Here is a 17,942-nt window from a genome sequence, read left to right on the forward strand (position 1 = left end):
GATCACCGACCATGAGTGACACCACCACCCCCGGCGCGCTGACCGAGGAGCAGAAGGCCGCCCTCGTCCGTTCGACCCGTCGTCTCGACCTGCGCCGCATCCTCGGCGGCCTGTTCGTGCTCTACGGCGTCATCGTGACGATCGTCGGCATCGTCCACTGGGACACCGACCCCGAGAAGACCGGCGGCATCCACATCAACCTGTGGGTCGGACTGTCGATGCTCGTCGGCGGCCTGCTGTTCTTCCTCTGGGACCGCCTGAACCCGGTGCCGGCCGAGGACATCATCGGCCAGGCCGAGGCCGAGGCCGACCAGAAGGCCGCAGGCGAGGGCCGCGCGTCCGCCTGACCTCGGGCGCGCGCCACTGAGCCGACTCGGAACGACGAAGCCGCTGTCGCTCGACAGCGGCTTCGTCGTTCCGAGTCGGTGTCCTGGATCACTTGACGTGGCCCGCGCTGGACTCGTAAAATTGATATGTCGACCGCGTGCTGCTCGGTCGAAAGTGAGCCCCGGAGAATCCTGCAGCCAGCGCGGGACCGGGGTTTTGCGTTTCCCGTACCGCGACGGAACGGTTGCGCATCGCCGCGCCACGGGCCAGGTTGAGCGTGACGAAAGGAACCTCTCCATGGACACGATGGTCTTCATCAACCTGCCCGTCACCGACCTCGACCGTTCGAAGGCGTTCTACGAAGCCCTCGGCTACTCGATCAACCCGATGTTCAGCGACGACACCGCTGCGTGCATCGTCATCAGCGACACGATCTACGTCATGGCGCTCACCCACGCGAAGTTCGCCGACTTCACCGACAAGACGATCGCCGACGCCGGCACCGTCGAGGTCATCAACTCGCTCACCGCCGGGTCGAAGGACGAGGTGCACCGCATCGTCGACGCCGCCGTCGCGGCCGGCGGGAGCGAGGACCGCGCGCCGATGGACCTCGGCTTCATGTTCCAGCGGAGCTTCACCGACCCGGACGGCCACCGGTGGGAGTACGTGTGGATGGACCCGCAGGCCGCCCAGGACGGCCCGCCGGCCGAGTGACCACACGGTCGGCAACGAGGGTGTCGGCGGCGCACGCCAGGATGGTGCGATGAGCACCGAGCCCGCAGCCACCGAGCCCGCGCCCCACTCCGACCTGGTGATCGGCGACGACGGACTCGCCCGGCCGGTGTGGGCATCGACGGACGAGCTGCTCCGCGACTACTACGACACCGAATGGGGCATGCCCGTCCGGGACGAGCGCGGGGTGTTCGAGCGGCTGTCACTCGAGGCATTCCAGTCCGGCCTGTCCTGGCGCACGATCCTGGCGAAGCGTCCGGCGTTCCGTGCGGCGTTCGCGGACTTCGACCCCGACACCGTCGCGGGTTTCGGCGAGGACGACGTCGCTCGGCTGATGGCCGACGCCGGCATCGTCCGGAACCGGGCGAAGATCCTCGCGACCATCACGAACGCGAACGCGACGGTCGCACTGCGGCAGGACGGCGGGCTGTCCGACTTCGTCTGGTCGTTCCGTCCGGCGACGACGCCCGAACCGGAGTCGTACGCCCAGGTCCCGACGACCTCCGACGAGTCCGTCGCACTGTCGAAGGCACTGCGGAAGCGCGGCTTCGCGTTCGTCGGTCCGACCACGATGCACGCCCTGATGGAGGCGCTCGGCATCGTCGACACGCATCTGCTCGGCAGCCACCGGCGCGGGACCTCGGGCGTCTGGAACTGACCAGGACGCCGACCCCACCGCCGGCGAGGGCACCGGGCTAGGGTCGCGGCATGAGCACCGACCAGCCCAACCCGCGCGTGCGTCCTGTCCACCCGGTCGACGCCGACGTCGTCGACGTGCCCGTCGACGTGCCGGCCCCCACGCCGGACACGGCCGGGGACGCGGCGACGGAGCCGGAGCCTGGCCACGACCCCGCCGAGGTCCGGATCGCCTTCCTGCTCTTCCCGGACCTGACGCAGCTCGACTTCACCGGTCCGGCGCAGGTGCTCTCCCGGGTGCCCGGCGCACGCGTCGAGTACGTGGCGGCGACGCTCGACCCGGTGCCGACCGACTGCGGGTTCGCGCTGGTCCCGACGACGACCATCGCCGAGGCGGGTCCGGCGGACGTCCTCGTGGTCCCCGGCGGTGACGGCGCCTTCGACGCGATGCTCGACCCCGAGCTCATCGGGTTCGTCCGGCGCGAGGCCGAGCGCGCCACCTGGGTGACCTCGGTCTGCACGGGTGCGTTCGTCCTCGGTGCCGCGGGACTCCTCGCCGGCAAGCGTGCGACGACCCACTGGGCGTCGAAGCCGATGCTCGAGGCGTTCGGGGCGCAACCGGTCGACGAGCGGATCGTCGACGACGGCGCGGTCGTCACGGCGGCCGGCGTCAGTGCGGGCATCGACATGGCGCTGTGGCTGGCGGCCGAGCTCGCGGGGCGGGCAGCGGCCGAGGCGATCCAGCTGCAGATCGAGTACGACCCGCAGCCGCCGTTCGACGCGGGCTCCGCGGAGCGCGCCGACGCCGTCGTGGTCGCCCGCGCACGGGCTGCGGCTGAGGCAGCTCGCGGGGACCGCGTCACCCGCGCGGCGGCTGCCGTCCTGCCGTGACGACACAGCTGCCGTGACGAAGCACCTGCCGTGACGACGCACCTGCCGCGACGAAGCGGCAGAACCCAGCGGCAGAACCCTCAGACCAGCGGCTTCTGCATCTGCGTCGCCGTGACCTCGTACCCGAGCGAGGCGTACAGGTCCTGCGCGCCGGTGTTGTAGCCGAACACGTTGAGCCCGATGCTCGTCGCGCCGTGCTCCGCTGCGGCCTGGTGGCCGAGCTCGAGCGCACGTCGGGCGTGCCCGCGACGACGGTGCGGTTCGTCGATCTCGACGTCGAACACCCACCAGTCGGTCCCGCCCGGCGCGAACGGCCCGATCCACAGGTACCCGACCGTGGTGTCGTCCTGGTCGAGGACGTCCCACACCAGGTGCCCGTCGGCCGGGGACCCGTCCGGGAACCACTGGTCGAGCGACTTCTGCTTGTTCGCCTCGGCCTGTTCGCGGGTCTCGCCCGCCTGCATCCGCGACGCCACGTACTCGGCCATGGTCCGGTCGAGCCAGGCCGGGAGGCGCGTGGCCGGCATCTCCTGCAGGCGCGTGTCCGTCATCGGTTGCCCTTCGAACCCCGGCTCGGCTTGCCGCGCATCTTCCCGCGGCCGGGGGTGGGGCCCTTGCCGGTGTTGGACTTCTTGCCGCTGCCGGACTTGCCGCTGCCGGGCGACTTCGCCTTCGCCTTGCCGCCGGCGCCTCCGGCACCCGCTCCGCCCTTGGCCGACCCGCCCTTGCCCGCTGCGCCCTTGCCCGACCCGTCGGAGCCGCCACCGGCCTTGGAACCGCCGCCTGCCGCACGCAGGGCCTCTTCGACGTCGCGATCGGTGCCGGTCGGCTGGTTCCGCGAACTGTTGGCGGTGCGCCCGCGCACCACGCCGATGAACTCCTCGGTGGTCTCGGTGGCGTCCTCGTCACGCCAGACCAGCGCGACCTGCGTGCCGGGGGCGCCGAAGAGCGGGCGCGCGACGAGGTCCTTGCGGCTCGCCGCGCGGAAGAGCGACTGGGGGAGCACGACCACGCCGACGTTCGCCTCGACCAGGTCGAGCGCGGCGGCGATGTCGGCCGGCACCGGACCGGCGTCGACGACGTGCACCTCGGCGTCGGCGAGGTCCACCTCGGCCAGGTCGGCGAGGGGGGAGTCCTTCGGCATCGCGACCACGGCCGTCTCGGTCCAGAGCGGGATGGCGTTGTGCTGGTCGGAGACGGGCATGCGTGCGAAGACCATGTCGACCTCGCCGGCGAGCGTGTCGTCGACGTCGTCGGGCCCGATCGGCCGCAGTCGCAGCTCGATCGAGGGGTGTCGATCCCGCCAGACACGGGCCCACTTGGCCGGGGAGACCCCGGGCACGAATGCGATGGTGAGTGCCGCGGTCATGCAGACGAGCATAGGGGCCGTACTCTAGGGGGCATGGCGCAGGAACAGACCATGAAGCCCGAAACGGCTGCGAAGAAGCTCGGCATCTTGCTGGCGGCCGCTCCGGAGTCCTTCCAGGGCGCTCCCGTCACACGGACCGCCTTCGACGAGCTCCGGACCGAACCCCCGACGTGGCTCGAGGACCTCCGACGCGACGGCCCGCACCCGCGACCCGTCGTGGCGCAGAAGCTCGGCATCTCGATCTCGGGGCTGACCCGTGCGGGGATCGACGACGCGCTCACCACGGCGGAGATCAAGACGCTGCTCGAGCAGAAGCCCGAGTGGCTCGTCCGCGAGCGCGAGACGCAGGCTGCCGTGCACGTCGAGAACGCCCGTGTGAAGCAGGAGCGCGCCGCCAAGGCCGCTGCCCGCGCCGAGGACTGACCCGCCCGGCACCGCGCCGCCGCAGCTGAGGACCCGCCGTGCACGAGACCGTCGCCGACGCCATGCTCGTCGTGCCGCAGTTCGCGTCGGTGTGCTGCATCGTCGGGGACCGCTACCGTCCGCGCCCCGGCGTGATCGTGCCAGCTGCGGTGATGCTCGTCGCGATGCTCATGCCCGTGGTGCACGCCGGTGCGGTGTGGACGCTCTTCGCGGCGACGCTCCTGCTGTTGCTCGCACCGCTGCCGGTGATGCGCCGACGCCGTGCCGACGGCCGCCGCGCCGAGCCGATGGACGTGCACCGCGCGCTGTCGGCGGTCGTGATGGCCGGCATGCTCCTGATGGGCCACGCGACCGGTGTCGCCGACGGGCACGCCGGGCACGGCATCGCGTTGTCCGCGGTGCTCGGTGCCGGCGTGATCGGCTACTGCGCGTTCAGCGGGTGGCTGCTGCGGTACGAGTGGGCGCAGGAGGACCGCCGGGCTGTGCGCAGCGGCGAGGTCTTCGCGATGACGGTCGCCGTCGTCGGCATGACCCTCGCGATGTAGCGCTCGAGCGCTGTCGGGGCTCAGTCCGTCGTGGCCGACGAGTCGCCCGTGTGCGTGACACGGTCCTTCGCTGCCCGGAGGGTGTCCTTCGGCACCGGGGGCACGCCCCGTCGGATGCCTCGGAGTCCGACCACGAACAGGACCGCGGTGACGACGGCGAACACCACGAACGTGATCCCCGTCGCCGCCCAGATCGGCAGTGCCAGGGCCAGGAGCGCCACCACGAGGCCGGCCAGCAGCACGAGTGTGGTCAGTGCGAAGGCCACCGCGGCGCCGGTGAGCACCAGCCCGGTCTTCGCGCCGTTCGCCCGTTCGCTGATCTCCCGCCGAGCCGAGGCCACCTCGTCACGGACGGCGCGCAGCACGGGTTCCAGCGCCTTCTGCACCAGGCCGGCGGTGACGGTGTCGCGGAAGGACGGCTTGCTGCTGGTCGTGGTGTCGTCGTGGTCCGTAGTGCTCATGGGTCTCCTGTCCGGGGCGCGATGATCGCGTCCACCTGCTGTGACGCGTCCGGTCCGATGATCGTCACGTCGGCGGCGGCCTGTTCGGTCGCTTCCCAGCTTGCGGAGCCGCCGGTGGCGGTGGGCGCGACCGCCGGGAGGCCCGCCCCGCGTCGACGACGCAGGACGGGCCTCCCGGGGTGGTCGGGCCGAGAGCCCTACTCGGCGATCTCCTCGAGGTCGTCGATGCCACGGGCCGCCGCCGCTGCGCGGCGCGCGCGCATCGACGGGGCCGCGAGCGCGGCGAGCACGGCGAGGACCGCCACGCCGGTGCACGCCCAGAACCCGATGGTGAAGGCGTCGTCCGTCGGCAGACCCTGCGGGGTGCTGTGCGAGGTGATGAGCGCCGCGATGACCGCGGTGCCGACGCTCGAGCCGATCGTTCGGACGACGGTGTTGGCGCTGATGGCCTCGCCGGTCTGGTTCGCGGGGACGCTCTCGATGATGGCGTTCGAGCACGCGGCGAGGGCCAGGCCGATGCCGATGCCGGTCAGGACGCCGGAGACGACGACCTGCCAGAGCTCGCCGTGCGCGATCGCGGGCAGCAGGAACGCGGCGACGATGGCGATCCCGCCGAGCAGCATGGGCGGCTTCGGACCGACCTTGCGGACGAGGATGCCGGCGATCGGCCCGGCGACGATCATCATCAGGACGGTCGGCAGCAGGAAGAGACCGGCCTGGGTGACGTCCTTGCCGAAGCCGTAGCCGAGTGCGCTCGGCAGCTGCAGCAGGGTCGGCACGAGCACGAAGGTGCCGAACATCGCGAAGCCGAAGACGAGCGCGACGACGTGGGCCGTCCAGACGCCGCGGACGGCGAACAGGCGGACGTCGATGAGCGGTTCGGCGACGCGGAGCTCGACCAGGACGAACGCGACCAGTGCCACGGCGCCGAGGACCAGCAGGCCGATGGTCTTGCCGTCACCCCAGCCCCAGGTCTCGCCCTCGCTGACGGCCAGCAGGATCGACACGAGCGAGACGGCGAGGACGAACGTGCCGACCATGTCGAGGCGGCCGGGCTTGCGGACCGGCGACTCCGGCATGCCGAAGATCGCGCCGAGCAGGGCGATGACGACGAGCACGGCGGGCAGCCAGAACAGCCAGTGCCACGACAGGTGCTCGACGATCGGTCCGGCGGCGACGATGCCGACGCCGGCGCCGATGCCGAAGATCGCGGAGAGCAGACCGATCGTGACGCTGACCTTCTCCTTCGGCAGCTCGTCGCGGACGATGCCGATCGACAGCGGCATCACCGCGCCGGCGGCGCCCTGCAGCGCACGGCCGACGATGAGGACGCCGAGGTTCGGTGCCAGCGCGGCCAGCACGGCGCCGACGAGCAGGATCGACAGCACGACGATCAGGACCTTGCGCTTGCCGATCATGTCGCCGAGGCGACCGAGGATCGGCGTGAGCACCGACGCGGAGAGCAGGTAGGCGGTGAGCACCCAGCTCGTCGCGCTCGTCGAGGCGCCGAGGTCCTGTCCGATGGTCGACAGCGCCGGGGCGACGAGCGACTGCAGGACCGCGAACGACAGACCGCCGAGGGACAGGTAGACGATGATCGCCGTGCTGTTCGGCCGGTGTCCGGCGGTGGTGGGGTGCGAGCCCGTGCGGGGGCTCTGCATGGTGTCGGTCATCGTGCTCCGTGTCTCGGGTGATGTAAACAATTGCTGACTTGACGAGGGTACGCAGTTCTCACGCGATGTCAACACTTGCTTACATACCGGGTCCGGCCGGTACGCTTCGACCATGAGCAAGGACGCCGCCGCCACCCGACTGCTGCTGGTGCGGGCGGCGCGGCACCGGTTCGCGTTCGACGGGTACAAGGCGACGACGGTGCGGGACATCGCCGCCGACGCCGGGGTCAACGTCGCACTCATCAACCGCTACTTCGGGTCGAAGGAGGGGCTGTTCCGCGCCTGCCTCGACCGGGTGGTGCAGGACCTCGGGGTCGAGCAGCCCCTCGAGCGCGGCCTCGAGCGCGCGCTGGCCGGCCTGGTGTCGCACGTGGTCCGCGCGCCGACGGACGACGACTCCCTCCAGCTCATGCTGCTGCTCCGGTCCTCCGGCGACGACGGTGCCGACGCCATCCGCCGCGAGACCCTCCGCCGGTACGCGGAACGGCTCGCCACGGCCGTCGGCGGCGAGGTCACCGAGGAACTGCTCGTCCGGGCCGAGATCGCGCTGTCGGTGGTGCTCGGGATGACGATGCTCCGGCGCTCCACCGCGGTGGAGCCGCTCGCGTCGGCCGACGACGACGTCGTGGCCGGGGCACTCGACGACGCGCTCCGCGCCCTGCTCGCACCGTCGCGGTAGCGTCGAGCCGTGTCCGACCGACCAGCCCGCCGTCCCGACCCCGCCCCGCGCCTCGACGAGGTCGACGAGCGCATCCTCTGGACCCTGGCCGGCGACGCCCGGATCCCGAACAACCGGCTCGCCGCCGCGGTGGGCATCGCGCCGTCGACGTGCCTGACCCGGGTCCGGGCCCTCGAGGACGCCGGGGTGATCCGCGGCTACCGGGCCGAGGTCGACATCGCGCGCCTCGGCTTCTCGATCGAGGCGATGGTCTCCGTCCGGGTGCACGCCGCGGCCCGCCACGAACTCCGGGACTTCGCGAAGCGACTGCTCCGGGTGCCCGTCGTGCAGGACGTCTCGTTCCTGGCCGGCGACAAGGACTTCCTCGTGCACATCGCGTGCGAGTCGACCGAGCAGCTGCGGGACTTCGTCGCCGACGAGCTCAGCGGCGACCCGTCGGTGGCGACGACCCAGACGAACATCGTGTTCGAGCGGCTCGTCGCCGACCGGTCCACGCAGGGCCGCTCGTTCGACGAGCTCCGCCGCTGGCGCGCCTGACGCGCGCTCCCTCGCAGACGCGCCTGACGCGCGCCCCCAGTCAGACGCGCCCGACGAGCCGGTCCGGTCAGCGCTGCCGGGTCATCGGGACGTGCGGGATCCGGTCCTCGAGGTACTCGTCCCCGGAGCGCACGAACCCGAAGCGGGCGTACCACTGCTCGAGGTGCGACTGGGCACCGAGGGCGATGCTCGCGGAGCGGGACTCGGCGATCGCGGCCTCGATCAGCCGCCCGGACAGGCCCTGACCGCGGGCGTGCGCCGCCGTGACGACCCGGCCGATGCGCTCGGTGCCGTCGGGTTCGCGCAGGAGCCGGAGCGTGGCGTCCACCGAGCCCTGGCCCGCCCAGAACTGCACGGTGCCGGGCTCGAGGTCACGCCCGTCGATGTCGCCGTACGCGGCCCCCTGCTCGACGACGAAGACGTCCTGTCGCAGGCGGAGGATCTCGTGCAGCGTGACGATGTCCAGGTTGCGGGTCGGGGCGGAGAAGATCGAGACCACGGACGGCCTTTCCTGAGAATTTCTTCCAGAACGGGGCGCGTTCCGGAACGGACCGGCGTACATTGCCGGTCAACCACTCTACGTGCGCAGCCGAGTTCAGGAGGTGAGCGCATGGACACGACGTCGCGCGCACCCTGGCTCGCGGTGCTCCGGATCGCCCTGCTGGGCGTCGGGACTCTCGCTGCCCTCGTGCTGCTGTCCCTGGCGTTCGGGGCCCGTCCGGCCTCGGCTGCCGAGGCCGCGTCCACTCCGCCCGCCCAGACGCAGCAGCGCGGGCACGTCAGCGGTGTGGTCGACGGGCTCGGCGAGACCGTGCACGACGTGTCCGGCGGTGTCGGACAGGTCGTCGGCGGCGTCGTGGACCCCGTCCGCGCGGTGGTTGCGCCAGCTCCGAAGCAGGCACCAGCACCAGCACCGGCTCCGGCTCCGGCACCGGCAGCGGCACCCCCGGCGCCCGCGGCACCCCCGGCAGCGCCCGCGCCTGCGCCAGCTCCCGTCGCCCCCGCCCCAGCAGCTCCGGCTCCCGCAGCTCCGACCCCCGCCGCTCCGGCGACCGCGCCCGCGGTGCCGGCCACGACCGCCCCTGCGGCCGAGCCGGCCACGCACCCGGTGCAGGGCGTCGTCGAGCACGTGGGCACCGCCTCCCGGCCCGTCACCGACACCGTCGCGAAGGCGCTGCGCCCCGTCACCGGGACCGTGCAGACGGTCACCGACGCGCGACCCGTGACCACGGTCGTCGACACGCTCGACCACGTGGTCGGCAGCGTCCCGGTGGTCGGCCCCGTCGTCGGTGACGACACCCTCGGCACGGTCACCGCTCCGGTCACCGGCCTGGTCGACGACACCCTCGGCGGTGTCGGCACGATCGTCGGACAGGTCCCCGACGTCGTCGCGGGCGTGGTCCCGTCGGTCGGTGGCGTCCTGCCAGGAGGCTCGGATCCCGTCATCGACGTCCCCGCACCTCCGGTCGTCGTCGGCACCACCCCGTCCGGCGTGCCCGGCTCGGCTGTCCCGTCCGCGCGACCGCCGCTGGCGGCCGCCCCGGCGACGACTCCGTCCGTGCCCACGGTCGCGTCGACCGACGATCATGCCGCTCCCGGAGCGAGCGTCGAGCGCCGTCCCGGTGTGGCCGTCCCGTCCACCTTCGTGACCGGACCGCTCGCCGGCCCCGTCGCCGGTGCCGTGCAGGACGCGACGCTGGGCGGCGCTGCCCTGCTCGTCCCCGAGCCGGGCGACGGCCACGGAGCGCCGTCCGACGGCCAGGGCGGTGCGGGCGTCCTCGGGGGCAGTGCCACCTCGACTCCCGGCGGCGTCGCAGCCGTCGGCATCGTCGGCTCGACCGACGACATCGTCTCCCTCGCCGCGGGGTCTCGCGGCACGCTCTCCGACGACGCGGTCCCCGCATCGGTCGTCGGCGAGCACGACGTCGCCCCTGACTGAGATCGGTGCGCCTGTCCGGCACGGCAGGCACGCACACACACCGACCGCGACCGCGGTCGGCCAACGATCTCGATCAGGGAGTACGACCATGAACAAGTACGTCTCGAGAGGGCTCTGGTTCGCCCTCTTCGTCGGCGGCCTCACGCTCGGAGGGGCGGCAGCGGCGAACGCTGCCACGACCTCCGGAGCGGACGGCGCCGTGTCCGGAACCCAGGTGGTTCCGTCGGTGGACGCTCCGGTGTCCCTCACCGGCAACGCCCTCGGGGTGCTCGGCGACGCGGTGTCGTCGGTGACCTCGGCCGCCGCGGCTCCTGCGGCTCCTGCGGCTCCTGCAGCCCCAGCCGCCGCTCCTGCACCGGCTCCTGCTCCTGCGCCTGCACCGGCCCCAGCTCCCGCGCCGACGACCTCGGGCGCCGACGGCACGGCCTCCGGCACCCAGGTGGCGCCGGCTGTGACCGCCCCGGTCTCCGTCGGTGGCAACGCCGTCGCCGTCGGTGGCGACGCGGTGTCGGCCCCGGCTGCTGCTCCGGCTGCGCCTGCTCCGGCTGCTCCGGTTCCGGCTTCCGCCGCTGCTCCGACCACGTCCGGTTCGGACGGCACCGGCTCGGGGACCCAGGTCGCCGGCGACGTGACCGTGCCCGTCACGGTCGGTGGCAACGCGGTCGCCGTCGGCGGTGACGCGGTGTCGACCACGACGCCGCCCACCCCGGCGGCATCCACCCCGGCAGCACCGGCCGAGCCCGCTGCTCCGGCACCGGTCACCTCCGGTGAGGACGGCACAGCCTCGGGGACGCAGGTCGCCCCGGTCGTGTCGGTCCCGGTGACCGTGTCCGGCAACGGCATCGGGGTGCTCGGGGACGGCACCGCTGCGGGGTCCGGCCCCGCGGCGACGCCGGCACCGGCCGCTCCGGCACCGGCCGCTCCGGCCACGACCACGCCGAGCACGTCCGGCGACGACGGGCTGCTCTCCGGCACGCAGGTCGGCGGACTGGTCGACGTCCCGGTCACGATCGGCGGCAACGGCATCGGGCTACTCGGTGACGGCACCTCGGCGGGCAGGACGCCCGCTGCGGGCACCGGCACGACCGCCGGTCCGGCTCCGGCTGTCGGTGGCACGACGGACGGGGCGGACGGCACCGCCTCGGGCACCCAGGTGGCCCCGGTGGTCGCGGTCCCGATCACCATCGGCGGGAACGGCATCGGCGTCGTCGGCGACGGCACCAGCACCGGCGGGGCGACCCCGGCGGGCACCACCCCGAGCAGCACGACCCCGTCCGCCGGAGGGTCGACCTCCGGTGACGGTGGCCTGCTCTCCGGCACCCAGGTGGTCCCGGTGATCAGCCTGCCGATCACCATCGGTGGGAACGGCATCGGCGTCGTCGGTGACGGTACCGCCACCACCCCGGGCACCGGCACGACGCCCGGCGACGGCACGGACCCGGGCACCGACCCCGGTACCGACCCCGGTACCGACCCGGGCACGACCCCGGGCGACGGCACCGACCCGGGCACGACCCCGGGCGACGGCACGGACCCGGGCACGACCCCCGGTGACGGGACGGACGCCGGCGACGGCACCGTGCCCGGAACCGTGACCACCCCGGCCGGTGCCACCGGCGCGGACGGGCCGACCCGGGCCTCCACAGCGGGTGTGGTGACCACCACGGCCGCCGCGACCAGCGGGATCCCGGCCGTCGCACGCACGGTGGCCGACACGGTCGCCGCCGGTGACGGCGCGACCGCGCTCGCCTACACGGGAGCGACCTCGCCGGTCGTCCCCGTCGGGTTCGCGCTCCTGCTGCTGCTCGCCGGGGCGGGCACGCTCCTGCTCCGTCGCCGGCACTCGGCGGTCGGCACCGACGGGCCGCGCTGACAGCAGGTGACCGAGGGGCGTCGCACCGCCGGCGCCCCTCGTCACCGTGCCCGGAGTTGTCCGAACGGCCGGCCGGCACCACCATGAGGGGGTGCGCTCCGCCCTCGTCCGGCATCCGGTGACGGCCGCCATCACGTTCCTCGTGGTCGCGACCGCGGTCTTCGGCATCGTCGTCCGGGTGCTGCACGGTGCCGACCCGGCCTCGTACGGGCCCTTCCGGATCTTCGCGGCGTCCACCGGCGCGGTCGCGTTGCTCACCACGATCGCCGGCGTCGTCGTCCTCGTCGGTGCCGCCGAGCGGCTGATGGGGTCGTGGCGGACCGCCCTGGCGTTCGTCGTCACCACGGTCGTCGGCACCGCGGCCGGCGCGCTCACCGCGTTCGTCGACACGGACGGCCGCGACCTCACCGGCCTGCTGCTCGGGCGCGCGACGGCCTTCGACCCCTGGACCGCGATCGTCGGCACGATCGTCACCGCGAGCGCGTTCGCCGGACCGCTCTGGCGACGGCGCATCCGCGTGAACGCGCTCGCCGTCGTGGCCGCGCTCCTGCTCTACGCCGGGCACGCCTCCGACCTGTACGCGGTGCTCGCCGCCGCTGCGGGATGGGTGCTCGGTGAGCTGCTCCGCCGCACCCCGGAGCGCGGCGGATGGGTGCGCAGCTCGCACCGCGAGACCCGGGTCCTGCTCGGGACGGTCGTGCTGGTGTCGGCGATCGGCCCCGTGGTGGCGCTCGTCTCCCGCGCACGGATCGGACTGCTCGCGCCGATCGCCGCGGTGCTCGGCACCGGGCCGGTCACTCCCGTGAGCGGCTGCGGCACCGACGGGGCCGCTGGGCAGTGCCTCCGCGCGCTGCTCGCGTACCGCGCGACCGACCCGTGGACGCTGCTGCTCGCCATCGCGCCGCTGCTCGTCCTCGTGGTGGGCGGCCTCGGGCTCTTCCGGGGCAGCCGGTTCGCCGTCTGGCTCGTGGTGGCGGTCGACGTGGTGACGGCGGTCGCGGCCGCGGTGACCTACGGGGTGCTGCCGGCGCGGGCCGGTGGGCTGCAGGGCACCGCCGACGAGTTCGTCACGGCGCTGTCGGTCGGTGCGTCGATCGTGGTGCCGCTCGCGACCGCGGCCGTCCTCGTGCTCCGGCGCCGGTCGTTCACGGTGCTGCCCTCACGGCGGCGTGTGGTCGCCTTCGCGGTGACCGTCGTCGCTGCGGTCGCCGTCGTGGTCGGCACCGTCGCGGTGTTCGCGGCGTCGGCCCCGGAGCACGTCGAGGACCCGCTCCGGCTCGCCGTCGCCGCCCTCGGCCCCCTCTCGCCGCTGACCTTCTGGGAGCAACTGCCCTCACTCGGCACAGCGCTGCGCATCGTGATCGGACTCGCCGGCCCCGTGCTCTGGTTCGTCGTCGCGCTCGCCGCGGTCCGGCCCACCGGCGCAGTGGAACCCGACACCGACGCGGACGGCTCCCGGTCCGACCGCGAACGGGCCCGGGCGCTGGTGCTCGCCGGCGGCGGCGACACCTTCGGGTGGATGACGACCTGGCGCGGCAACGCCTACTGGTTCGCGGCCGACGGGCGCGCCGGGGTGGCGTTCCGGCGCAACGGTGGTGTGGCCGTCACCGTGGGCGGCCCGTTCGGCTACCCGGACGCCCGCGCCGCCGCGATGACGGACTTCGCCCGGTACTGCGACGACAACGGGTGGACGACGGTCTTCTACGGCATCGACGCCGGGACGGCCGAGCTGCTCACGACGCAGGGGTGGTCGACGTTGCCGGTCGCCGAGGACGCCGACCTCGACCCCCGCACGTGGACGACGACGGGCAAACGCAAGCAGGACGTCCGCACCGCCGTGAACCGGGCGCGCCGCGAGGGCATCACCGCCACCTGGTCGTCCTGGCAGGACCTGCCGCCGTCGACGGCACGGCAGATCGAGGCGATCTCGGAGGAGTGGGTCTCCGAGCGCGAGCTCCCCGAGATGGGATTCACGCTCGGCGGGGTGGACGAGATGCGCGACCCCGCCGTCCGGACGCTCGTCGCGCAGGACGCCACCGGGCGGGTGCTCGCCGTGACGAGCTGGTTGCCGAGCCACCGCGAGGGGCGGGTCATCGGCTGGACCCTCGACGTGATGCGCCGGACCGAGGCCGCGCCGAACGGCGTGATGGAGTTCCTCGTCGCGAGCGCCGCCGAACGGATGCGCGACGACGGCGTCGAACGACTCAGCCTGTCGGCGGCACCGCTCGCGCAGGCGGGCGAGAACGCGGCACCGAGCGACGGCGTGCAGAGCCTGCTCGAGCTCGTCGGGGGAGTCCTCGAACCGGTCTACGGCTTCCGGTCGCTGCTCCGGTTCAAGCAGAAGTTCGGCCCCGACCTGCACCCGCTCGTACTCGCCTACCCCGACCCGGTCGCGCTGCCGTCGATCGGCCTCGCGGTCGTCCGGGCGTACCTGCCGGACCTGTCCCTGCGGCAGGCGGTCGCGCTCGCGCGCGGACGCGGCTGACCGCGCGTTACACGGTGCGTCCCGGCCCGACGCGTCGGTCACCGGTCTGGGGTATCGTTCCGACTACGCAAGCGCTCCGGGGTCGGTGCAATTCCGAACCGGTGGTGACAGTCCACGAACTGATGACGGGTGCGAACCCGCCAGAGGTTGACTCGGTGAAACTCCGGGACCGACGGTGAGAGTCCGGATGGGAGGCGCGCTGGCGGACGAGACGACCCACCCTGCGTGGGACGACCCGTCCGTCGATGCCGACGATCGTCGAACACCCCCGGAGTCCCGTTGAGAGGACACCAGTGTTCACCGGCATCATCGAGGAACTCGGCACCGTCACCGCCGTCGAGCAGCACGGCGACTCCGTCGCGCTCACCGTCCGCGGGCCGATCGTGGTCGCGGACGCCAGCCACGGCGACTCCATCGCCACCAGCGGCGTCTGCCTGACCGTGGTCGAGCAGACCCCCGACTCCTTCACCGCGTTCGTCATGAAGCAGACGCTCGACATGAGCGCGCACGGAGCGTTGCGGGTGGGCGACCGCCTGAACCTCGAGCGCGCGGCGTCGGTCGGCGACCGGCTCGGCGGCCACATCGTGCAGGGCCACATCGACGGCACCGCCACCGTGCTCGAGACCGCGGACGGTGACGGCTGGCGCCGGGTGCGGTTCTCGCTCGCGCCGGCGCTCAGCCCGCTCGTCGTCGACAAAGGGTCGATCGCGCTCGACGGCGTCTCGCTCACCGTCAGCGCCGTCTCGCCCGAGGACACCGCGCCGGACGCCGCCTGGTTCGAGGTCAGCCTGATCCCGGAGACGCTCGAGGCGACGACCCTCGGCCTGCGCGTGCCGGGGGACCGGGTGAACGTCGAGACCGACGTGCTCGCGCGGCACGTGCGGCGGATGCTGCGGCTCGACGCCGCCGTCGGTTCGCTCGAGCCCGCGGGCTCGCTCGAGCCCGTCGGTTCGTTCGAGGCCGTCGGATCGGAGGCCCGGTGATGGTCGCCTCGGTCCCGCAGACGCTCGGCTCGTCGAGCATCGAACTCGCGATCGCGTCGGTCGCGGCCGGCCGCCCGGTGATCGTCGTCGACGACGAGGACCGCGAGAACGAGGGCGACGTCATCCTGTCCGCCGAACTCGCGACGCCGGAGTGGATCGCCTGGACCGTGGCGCACTCGTCGGGGTTCATCTGCGCGCCCGTCAGCACCGAGATCGCCGACGCCCTCGACCTGCCGCCGATGGTCCAGCACAACGAGGACGTCCGCGGCACCGCGTACACCGTCACCGTCGACGCAGCCGTCGGGGTCACCACGGGCATCAGCGCCCACGATCGTGCACGCACGCTGCGGGTCCTCGCCGACCCGACCTCCGTGCGCGACGACCTGCACCGCCCCGGCCACGTCGTCCCCCTGCGGGCACGACCGGGCGGGGTCCGCGAGCGTGCGGGACACACCGAAGCCGCGATCGAGCTCGTCACCGCAGCCGGGCTCCGGCCCGCCGCGGCGATCTGCGAGATCGTCGACGAGGACGGCAGCATGATGCGGCTGCCGGCGCTCGTCGCACTCGGGGCGCGCGAAGGCGTGCCCGTCATCACCATCGCCGCGCTCGTCGAGTGGCTGGACGCGGCAGACCGGACGGCGGCAGCAGCTGCCCTGTCCACGGAAGGAACAGCACGATGAGCGGAGCAGGCGCGGCGGACCGCGACCACGTCGACGGCACCGGGATCCGGGTGGCCATCGTCGCCGGGCAGTGGCACGACACGATCGCGGCGGGCCTCCTCGCCGGGGCGCAGCGCGAGGTCGAACGGCTCGGCGCCACCGCGTCGGTGTTCCCGGTGCCGGGGAGCTTCGAGCTGCCCGTCGTCGCGAAGACCGCCCTCGAGGCCGGGTTCGACGCCGCGGTCGCGCTCGGTGTGATCATCCGGGGCGGCACCCCGCACTTCGAGTACGTGTCCGACGCCGCCACGAGTGGGCTCACCCGCGTGGCGATCGACACCGGCAAGCCCGTCGGGTTCGGCGTGCTGACCCTGGACGACGAGCAGCAGGGCATCGACCGGGCCGGGCTGCCCGGCTCGAAGGAGGACAAGGGCGCCGAGGCCGTGCACGCCGCGGTCGCGACCGCGGTGACGCTGCGTTCGCTGCGCGTGCTCGCGTAGCGAACGCCCGCGGCCGCGCCGGCGGCCGCGCGCGGATGGCGCGGATGCGCTGCGCACAACCACAAGGCGCCCGAACCGAGCGACGGCCCGGCGCGAGCGCACTGTGGTTGTGCGGCGGGCTGTGGACGCGCGCGACGACGGACGGGAGGCTCGTGGCGGCCCCGCCCTGCGCCTCCCGTCCGTGGCGTCGTGCGTTCCGGGCACGTGACCGCACAACCAAAGTGCATCCGCGCTGCGTGATGCCGCGGCGCGGATGCACTTTGATTGTGCACCGCGCTCGCGCGGGCTCCCGACACGGCGCCCGCATGCAGAACGGCCCCGCACCTCGAGAGGTGCGGGGCCGTTCTGCGTCGGCGGAGTGGTTACCGCTTGCCGAACACGTGGATCGGCAGGAAGAAGGAGAGGGTCATCAGGATGAGGCCACCCATGAAGATGAACGCCTGGCCCGAGTCGACCTGGAACGCGAACCCGAACAGGTACATCGACACCAGCAGCAGCAGGATCGAGAAAACAGCGGCGATGACGCGGCCCACGGGATACCTCCGGGTGTCGACGAGTGGAACGTCGCCAAGTCTATCCCCAGGAACGGGGATGGTCGTTCACGCGCCGGGCTTCGTCGCGATCAGCCGGTCCACGACGGCGAGGAGCGCCTCCATGTCGACGGTGCTGCGCTTCGGTCGACCGTCGCTCGCGGCACCGAGGGAGGCCTGGTGGTACAGGCCGTCGCCGAGGAGCTTGACCGCCTGGGCGGTGGGCTCGTCGTGCAGGGCGTCGACGAGGGTCACGAGCCACGCGTTCTCGGTGTCGTCGAGGGTCCGGCCCGCTTCTTCGTAGCCGGCCTGCTGCAGGCGGCTCGCGGCGAGGAGCGCGAGGTCGAGCTCGCTGCCGACGAACAGGCAGTTGCGCACGAAGTAGCGGGCGGCGCCGTCCTCGGCCTCGGCCATGCGCTCGACGTCGATGGCGGACAGGTCGGAGAGTCGCTCGCACAGCCCCTCGACCAGGGCCGCCTTGGAGCCGAAGTGGTACAGCAGCCCGCCCTTGGAGACACCGGCGCGGGCGGCGACGGCGTCGAGCGTCGCGGGACGTTCGCCGTCTTCGCACACGATGGCGACGAAGCTGTCGAGGACGCGGTCGCGGGCACTGGCCATGGGCACGAGTCTAGGAGGAGTTGTGCACGAGCAGGTGCAGGCGTCGCGGGCCGTCCCGCGACGCTTGCACCCTGCCGGTCGGGGC

General features: G+C 73.1%; 21 protein-coding genes and 1 riboswitch. Of the genes, 14 read left to right on the plus strand and 7 right to left on the minus strand.

From position 1 onward, the window contains the following. The first annotated feature begins 11 nt into the window (after positions 1-11). From HQQ88_RS09420 to HQQ88_RS09435, 4 genes are all read left to right on the plus strand, one after another. Positions 12-347 carry a hypothetical protein gene (locus tag HQQ88_RS09420; RefSeq protein ID WP_111084327.1) on the plus strand — a complete coding sequence of 112 codons (336 nt, stop codon included), beginning with the start codon at positions 12-14 and terminating at the stop codon, positions 345-347. A gap of 277 nt (positions 348-624) precedes the next feature. Then, positions 625-1,041, plus strand: coding sequence for a VOC family protein (locus HQQ88_RS09425; RefSeq protein WP_123338810.1), 417 nt, complete (start codon positions 625-627; stop codon positions 1,039-1,041). 49 nt (positions 1,042-1,090) lie between these two features. Continuing rightward, on the plus strand, positions 1,091-1,717 hold the full coding sequence (locus tag HQQ88_RS09430) for a DNA-3-methyladenine glycosylase I (protein WP_123938585.1): 627 nt from the start codon (positions 1,091-1,093) through the stop codon (positions 1,715-1,717). Positions 1,718-1,767: 50 nt separating this feature from the next. Further along, positions 1,768-2,586, plus strand: coding sequence for a DJ-1/PfpI family protein (locus HQQ88_RS09435; protein ID WP_123292056.1), 819 nt, complete (start codon positions 1,768-1,770; stop codon positions 2,584-2,586). Between the two features lie 80 nt (positions 2,587-2,666). Here the strand turns inward: HQQ88_RS09435 and HQQ88_RS09440 are convergent, their stop codons facing one another. Together HQQ88_RS09440 and HQQ88_RS09445 are read right to left on the minus strand one after the other, a co-directional pair. Beyond that, positions 2,667-3,137, minus strand: coding sequence for a GNAT family N-acetyltransferase (locus HQQ88_RS09440; protein WP_173169295.1), 471 nt, complete (start codon positions 3,135-3,137; stop codon positions 2,667-2,669). Further along, on the minus strand, positions 3,134-3,955 hold the full coding sequence (locus HQQ88_RS09445; RefSeq protein ID WP_173169296.1) for a LysR family transcriptional regulator substrate-binding protein: 822 nt from the start codon (positions 3,953-3,955) through the stop codon (positions 3,134-3,136). The genes HQQ88_RS09440 and HQQ88_RS09445 overlap by 4 nt, the downstream gene beginning before the upstream one ends. A 33-nt stretch (positions 3,956-3,988) precedes the next feature. Here HQQ88_RS09445 and HQQ88_RS09450 point away from each other — a divergent pair, with 33 nt between their 5' ends. Next, positions 3,989-4,378 carry a DUF5997 family protein gene (locus tag HQQ88_RS09450; RefSeq protein ID WP_123292059.1) on the plus strand — a complete coding sequence of 130 codons (390 nt, stop codon included), beginning with the start codon at positions 3,989-3,991 and terminating at the stop codon, positions 4,376-4,378. Positions 4,379-4,416: 38 nt separating this feature from the next. Further along, entirely contained in the window at positions 4,417-4,923 is a 507-nt protein-coding gene (locus HQQ88_RS09455) for a hypothetical protein (RefSeq protein WP_123292060.1), read from the plus strand. Between the two features lie 20 nt (positions 4,924-4,943). On the opposite strand, the gene HQQ88_RS09460 is transcribed toward HQQ88_RS09455, so the two are convergent. Further along, positions 4,944-5,384, minus strand: coding sequence for a phage holin family protein (locus tag HQQ88_RS09460; protein WP_173169297.1), 441 nt, complete (start codon positions 5,382-5,384; stop codon positions 4,944-4,946). A 197-nt stretch (positions 5,385-5,581) separates the two neighbouring features. Next, positions 5,582-7,057 (minus strand): MFS transporter, encoded by a 1,476-nt coding sequence (locus HQQ88_RS09465; RefSeq protein WP_123292062.1) that lies wholly within the window; start codon positions 7,055-7,057, stop codon positions 5,582-5,584. Between the two features lie 112 nt (positions 7,058-7,169). Here HQQ88_RS09465 and HQQ88_RS19880 point away from each other — a divergent pair, with 112 nt between their 5' ends. After that, complete coding sequence (locus tag HQQ88_RS19880) at positions 7,170-7,736, plus strand: TetR/AcrR family transcriptional regulator (RefSeq protein ID WP_173169298.1); 567 nt, start codon at positions 7,170-7,172, stop codon at positions 7,734-7,736. 9 nt (positions 7,737-7,745) lie between these two features. Then, entirely contained in the window at positions 7,746-8,273 is a 528-nt protein-coding gene (locus HQQ88_RS20140; protein WP_123292064.1) for an Lrp/AsnC family transcriptional regulator, read from the plus strand. 67 nt (positions 8,274-8,340) lie between these two features. On the opposite strand, the gene HQQ88_RS09480 is transcribed toward HQQ88_RS20140, so the two are convergent. Then, on the minus strand, positions 8,341-8,772 hold the full coding sequence (locus tag HQQ88_RS09480) for a GNAT family N-acetyltransferase (protein WP_123292065.1): 432 nt from the start codon (positions 8,770-8,772) through the stop codon (positions 8,341-8,343). 111 nt (positions 8,773-8,883) lie between these two features. Between HQQ88_RS09480 and HQQ88_RS19200 the strand changes: the two genes are divergently transcribed. The 6 genes from HQQ88_RS19200 to ribH all read left to right on the plus strand — a co-directional run bounded on the left by HQQ88_RS19200 (position 8,884) and on the right by ribH (position 16,709). Then, entirely contained in the window at positions 8,884-10,212 is a 1,329-nt protein-coding gene (locus HQQ88_RS19200) for a hypothetical protein (protein WP_216834447.1), read from the plus strand. Between the two features lie 88 nt (positions 10,213-10,300). After that, positions 10,301-12,085: a hypothetical protein gene (locus HQQ88_RS09490; RefSeq protein ID WP_173169299.1), complete on the plus strand. Its 1,785-nt coding sequence runs from the start codon at positions 10,301-10,303 to the stop codon at positions 12,083-12,085. A 91-nt stretch (positions 12,086-12,176) separates the two neighbouring features. Further along, positions 12,177-14,570: a DUF2156 domain-containing protein gene (locus HQQ88_RS19895; protein ID WP_173169300.1), complete on the plus strand. Its 2,394-nt coding sequence runs from the start codon at positions 12,177-12,179 to the stop codon at positions 14,568-14,570. 68 nt (positions 14,571-14,638) lie between these two features. Further along, a riboswitch (FMN riboswitch) is annotated at positions 14,639-14,773 on the plus strand. A gap of 90 nt (positions 14,774-14,863) precedes the next feature. After that, positions 14,864-15,553, plus strand: coding sequence for a riboflavin synthase (locus HQQ88_RS09500; protein WP_173169301.1), 690 nt, complete (start codon positions 14,864-14,866; stop codon positions 15,551-15,553). Continuing rightward, the gene (ribB, locus tag HQQ88_RS09505; protein WP_173169302.1) at positions 15,553-16,233 is read left to right on the plus strand and encodes a 3,4-dihydroxy-2-butanone-4-phosphate synthase; all 681 of its coding nucleotides are present in this window, start codon (positions 15,553-15,555) and stop codon (positions 16,231-16,233) included. The genes HQQ88_RS09500 and ribB overlap by 1 nt, the downstream gene beginning before the upstream one ends. Next, positions 16,230-16,709, plus strand: coding sequence for a 6,7-dimethyl-8-ribityllumazine synthase (gene ribH / locus HQQ88_RS09510; protein WP_123292070.1), 480 nt, complete (start codon positions 16,230-16,232; stop codon positions 16,707-16,709). The genes ribB and ribH overlap by 4 nt, the downstream gene beginning before the upstream one ends. A gap of 362 nt (positions 16,710-17,071) precedes the next feature. On the opposite strand, the gene HQQ88_RS09515 is transcribed toward ribH, so the two are convergent. Both HQQ88_RS09515 and HQQ88_RS09520 read right to left on the minus strand, forming a co-directional pair. Further along, positions 17,072-17,242, minus strand: a complete 171-nt coding sequence (locus HQQ88_RS09515) for a hypothetical protein (RefSeq protein WP_159574085.1) — start codon at positions 17,240-17,242, stop codon at positions 17,072-17,074. 66 nt (positions 17,243-17,308) lie between these two features. Further along, positions 17,309-17,857, minus strand: a complete 549-nt coding sequence (locus tag HQQ88_RS09520; protein WP_123292071.1) for a TetR/AcrR family transcriptional regulator — start codon at positions 17,855-17,857, stop codon at positions 17,309-17,311. Between the last annotated feature and the right edge of the window lie 85 nt (positions 17,858-17,942).

This window comes from Curtobacterium sp. VKM Ac-2861 (genome assembly GCF_013204965.1).
Lineage (GTDB): Bacteria > Actinomycetota > Actinomycetes > Actinomycetales > Microbacteriaceae > Curtobacterium.

Bases quoted from the DNA above. Each gene is read 5' to 3' on its own strand.
- HQQ88_RS09420 (WP_111084327.1), top strand. From the start codon at position 12: ATGAGTGACACCACCACCCCCGGCGCGCTGACCGAGGAGCAGAAGGCC.
- HQQ88_RS09425 (WP_123338810.1), top strand. From the start codon at position 625: ATGGACACGATGGTCTTCATCAACCTGCCCGTCACCGACCTCGACCGT.
- HQQ88_RS09430 (WP_123938585.1), top strand. From the start codon at position 1,091: ATGAGCACCGAGCCCGCAGCCACCGAGCCCGCGCCCCACTCCGACCTG.
- HQQ88_RS09435 (WP_123292056.1), top strand. From the start codon at position 1,768: ATGAGCACCGACCAGCCCAACCCGCGCGTGCGTCCTGTCCACCCGGTC.
- HQQ88_RS09440 (WP_173169295.1), bottom strand. From the start codon at position 3,137: ATGACGGACACGCGCCTGCAGGAGATGCCGGCCACGCGCCTCCCGGCC.
- HQQ88_RS09445 (WP_173169296.1), bottom strand. From the start codon at position 3,955: ATGACCGCGGCACTCACCATCGCATTCGTGCCCGGGGTCTCCCCGGCC.
- HQQ88_RS09450 (WP_123292059.1), top strand. From the start codon at position 3,989: ATGGCGCAGGAACAGACCATGAAGCCCGAAACGGCTGCGAAGAAGCTC.
- HQQ88_RS09460 (WP_173169297.1), bottom strand. From the start codon at position 5,384: ATGAGCACTACGGACCACGACGACACCACGACCAGCAGCAAGCCGTCC.
- HQQ88_RS09465 (WP_123292062.1), bottom strand. From the start codon at position 7,057: ATGACCGACACCATGCAGAGCCCCCGCACGGGCTCGCACCCCACCACC.
- HQQ88_RS19880 (WP_173169298.1), top strand. From the start codon at position 7,170: ATGAGCAAGGACGCCGCCGCCACCCGACTGCTGCTGGTGCGGGCGGCG.
- HQQ88_RS19200 (WP_216834447.1), top strand. From the start codon at position 8,884: ATGGACACGACGTCGCGCGCACCCTGGCTCGCGGTGCTCCGGATCGCC.
- HQQ88_RS09490 (WP_173169299.1), top strand. From the start codon at position 10,301: ATGAACAAGTACGTCTCGAGAGGGCTCTGGTTCGCCCTCTTCGTCGGC.
- ribB (WP_173169302.1), top strand. From the start codon at position 15,553: ATGGTCGCCTCGGTCCCGCAGACGCTCGGCTCGTCGAGCATCGAACTC.
- ribH (WP_123292070.1), top strand. From the start codon at position 16,230: ATGAGCGGAGCAGGCGCGGCGGACCGCGACCACGTCGACGGCACCGGG.
- HQQ88_RS09520 (WP_123292071.1), bottom strand. From the start codon at position 17,857: ATGGCCAGTGCCCGCGACCGCGTCCTCGACAGCTTCGTCGCCATCGTG.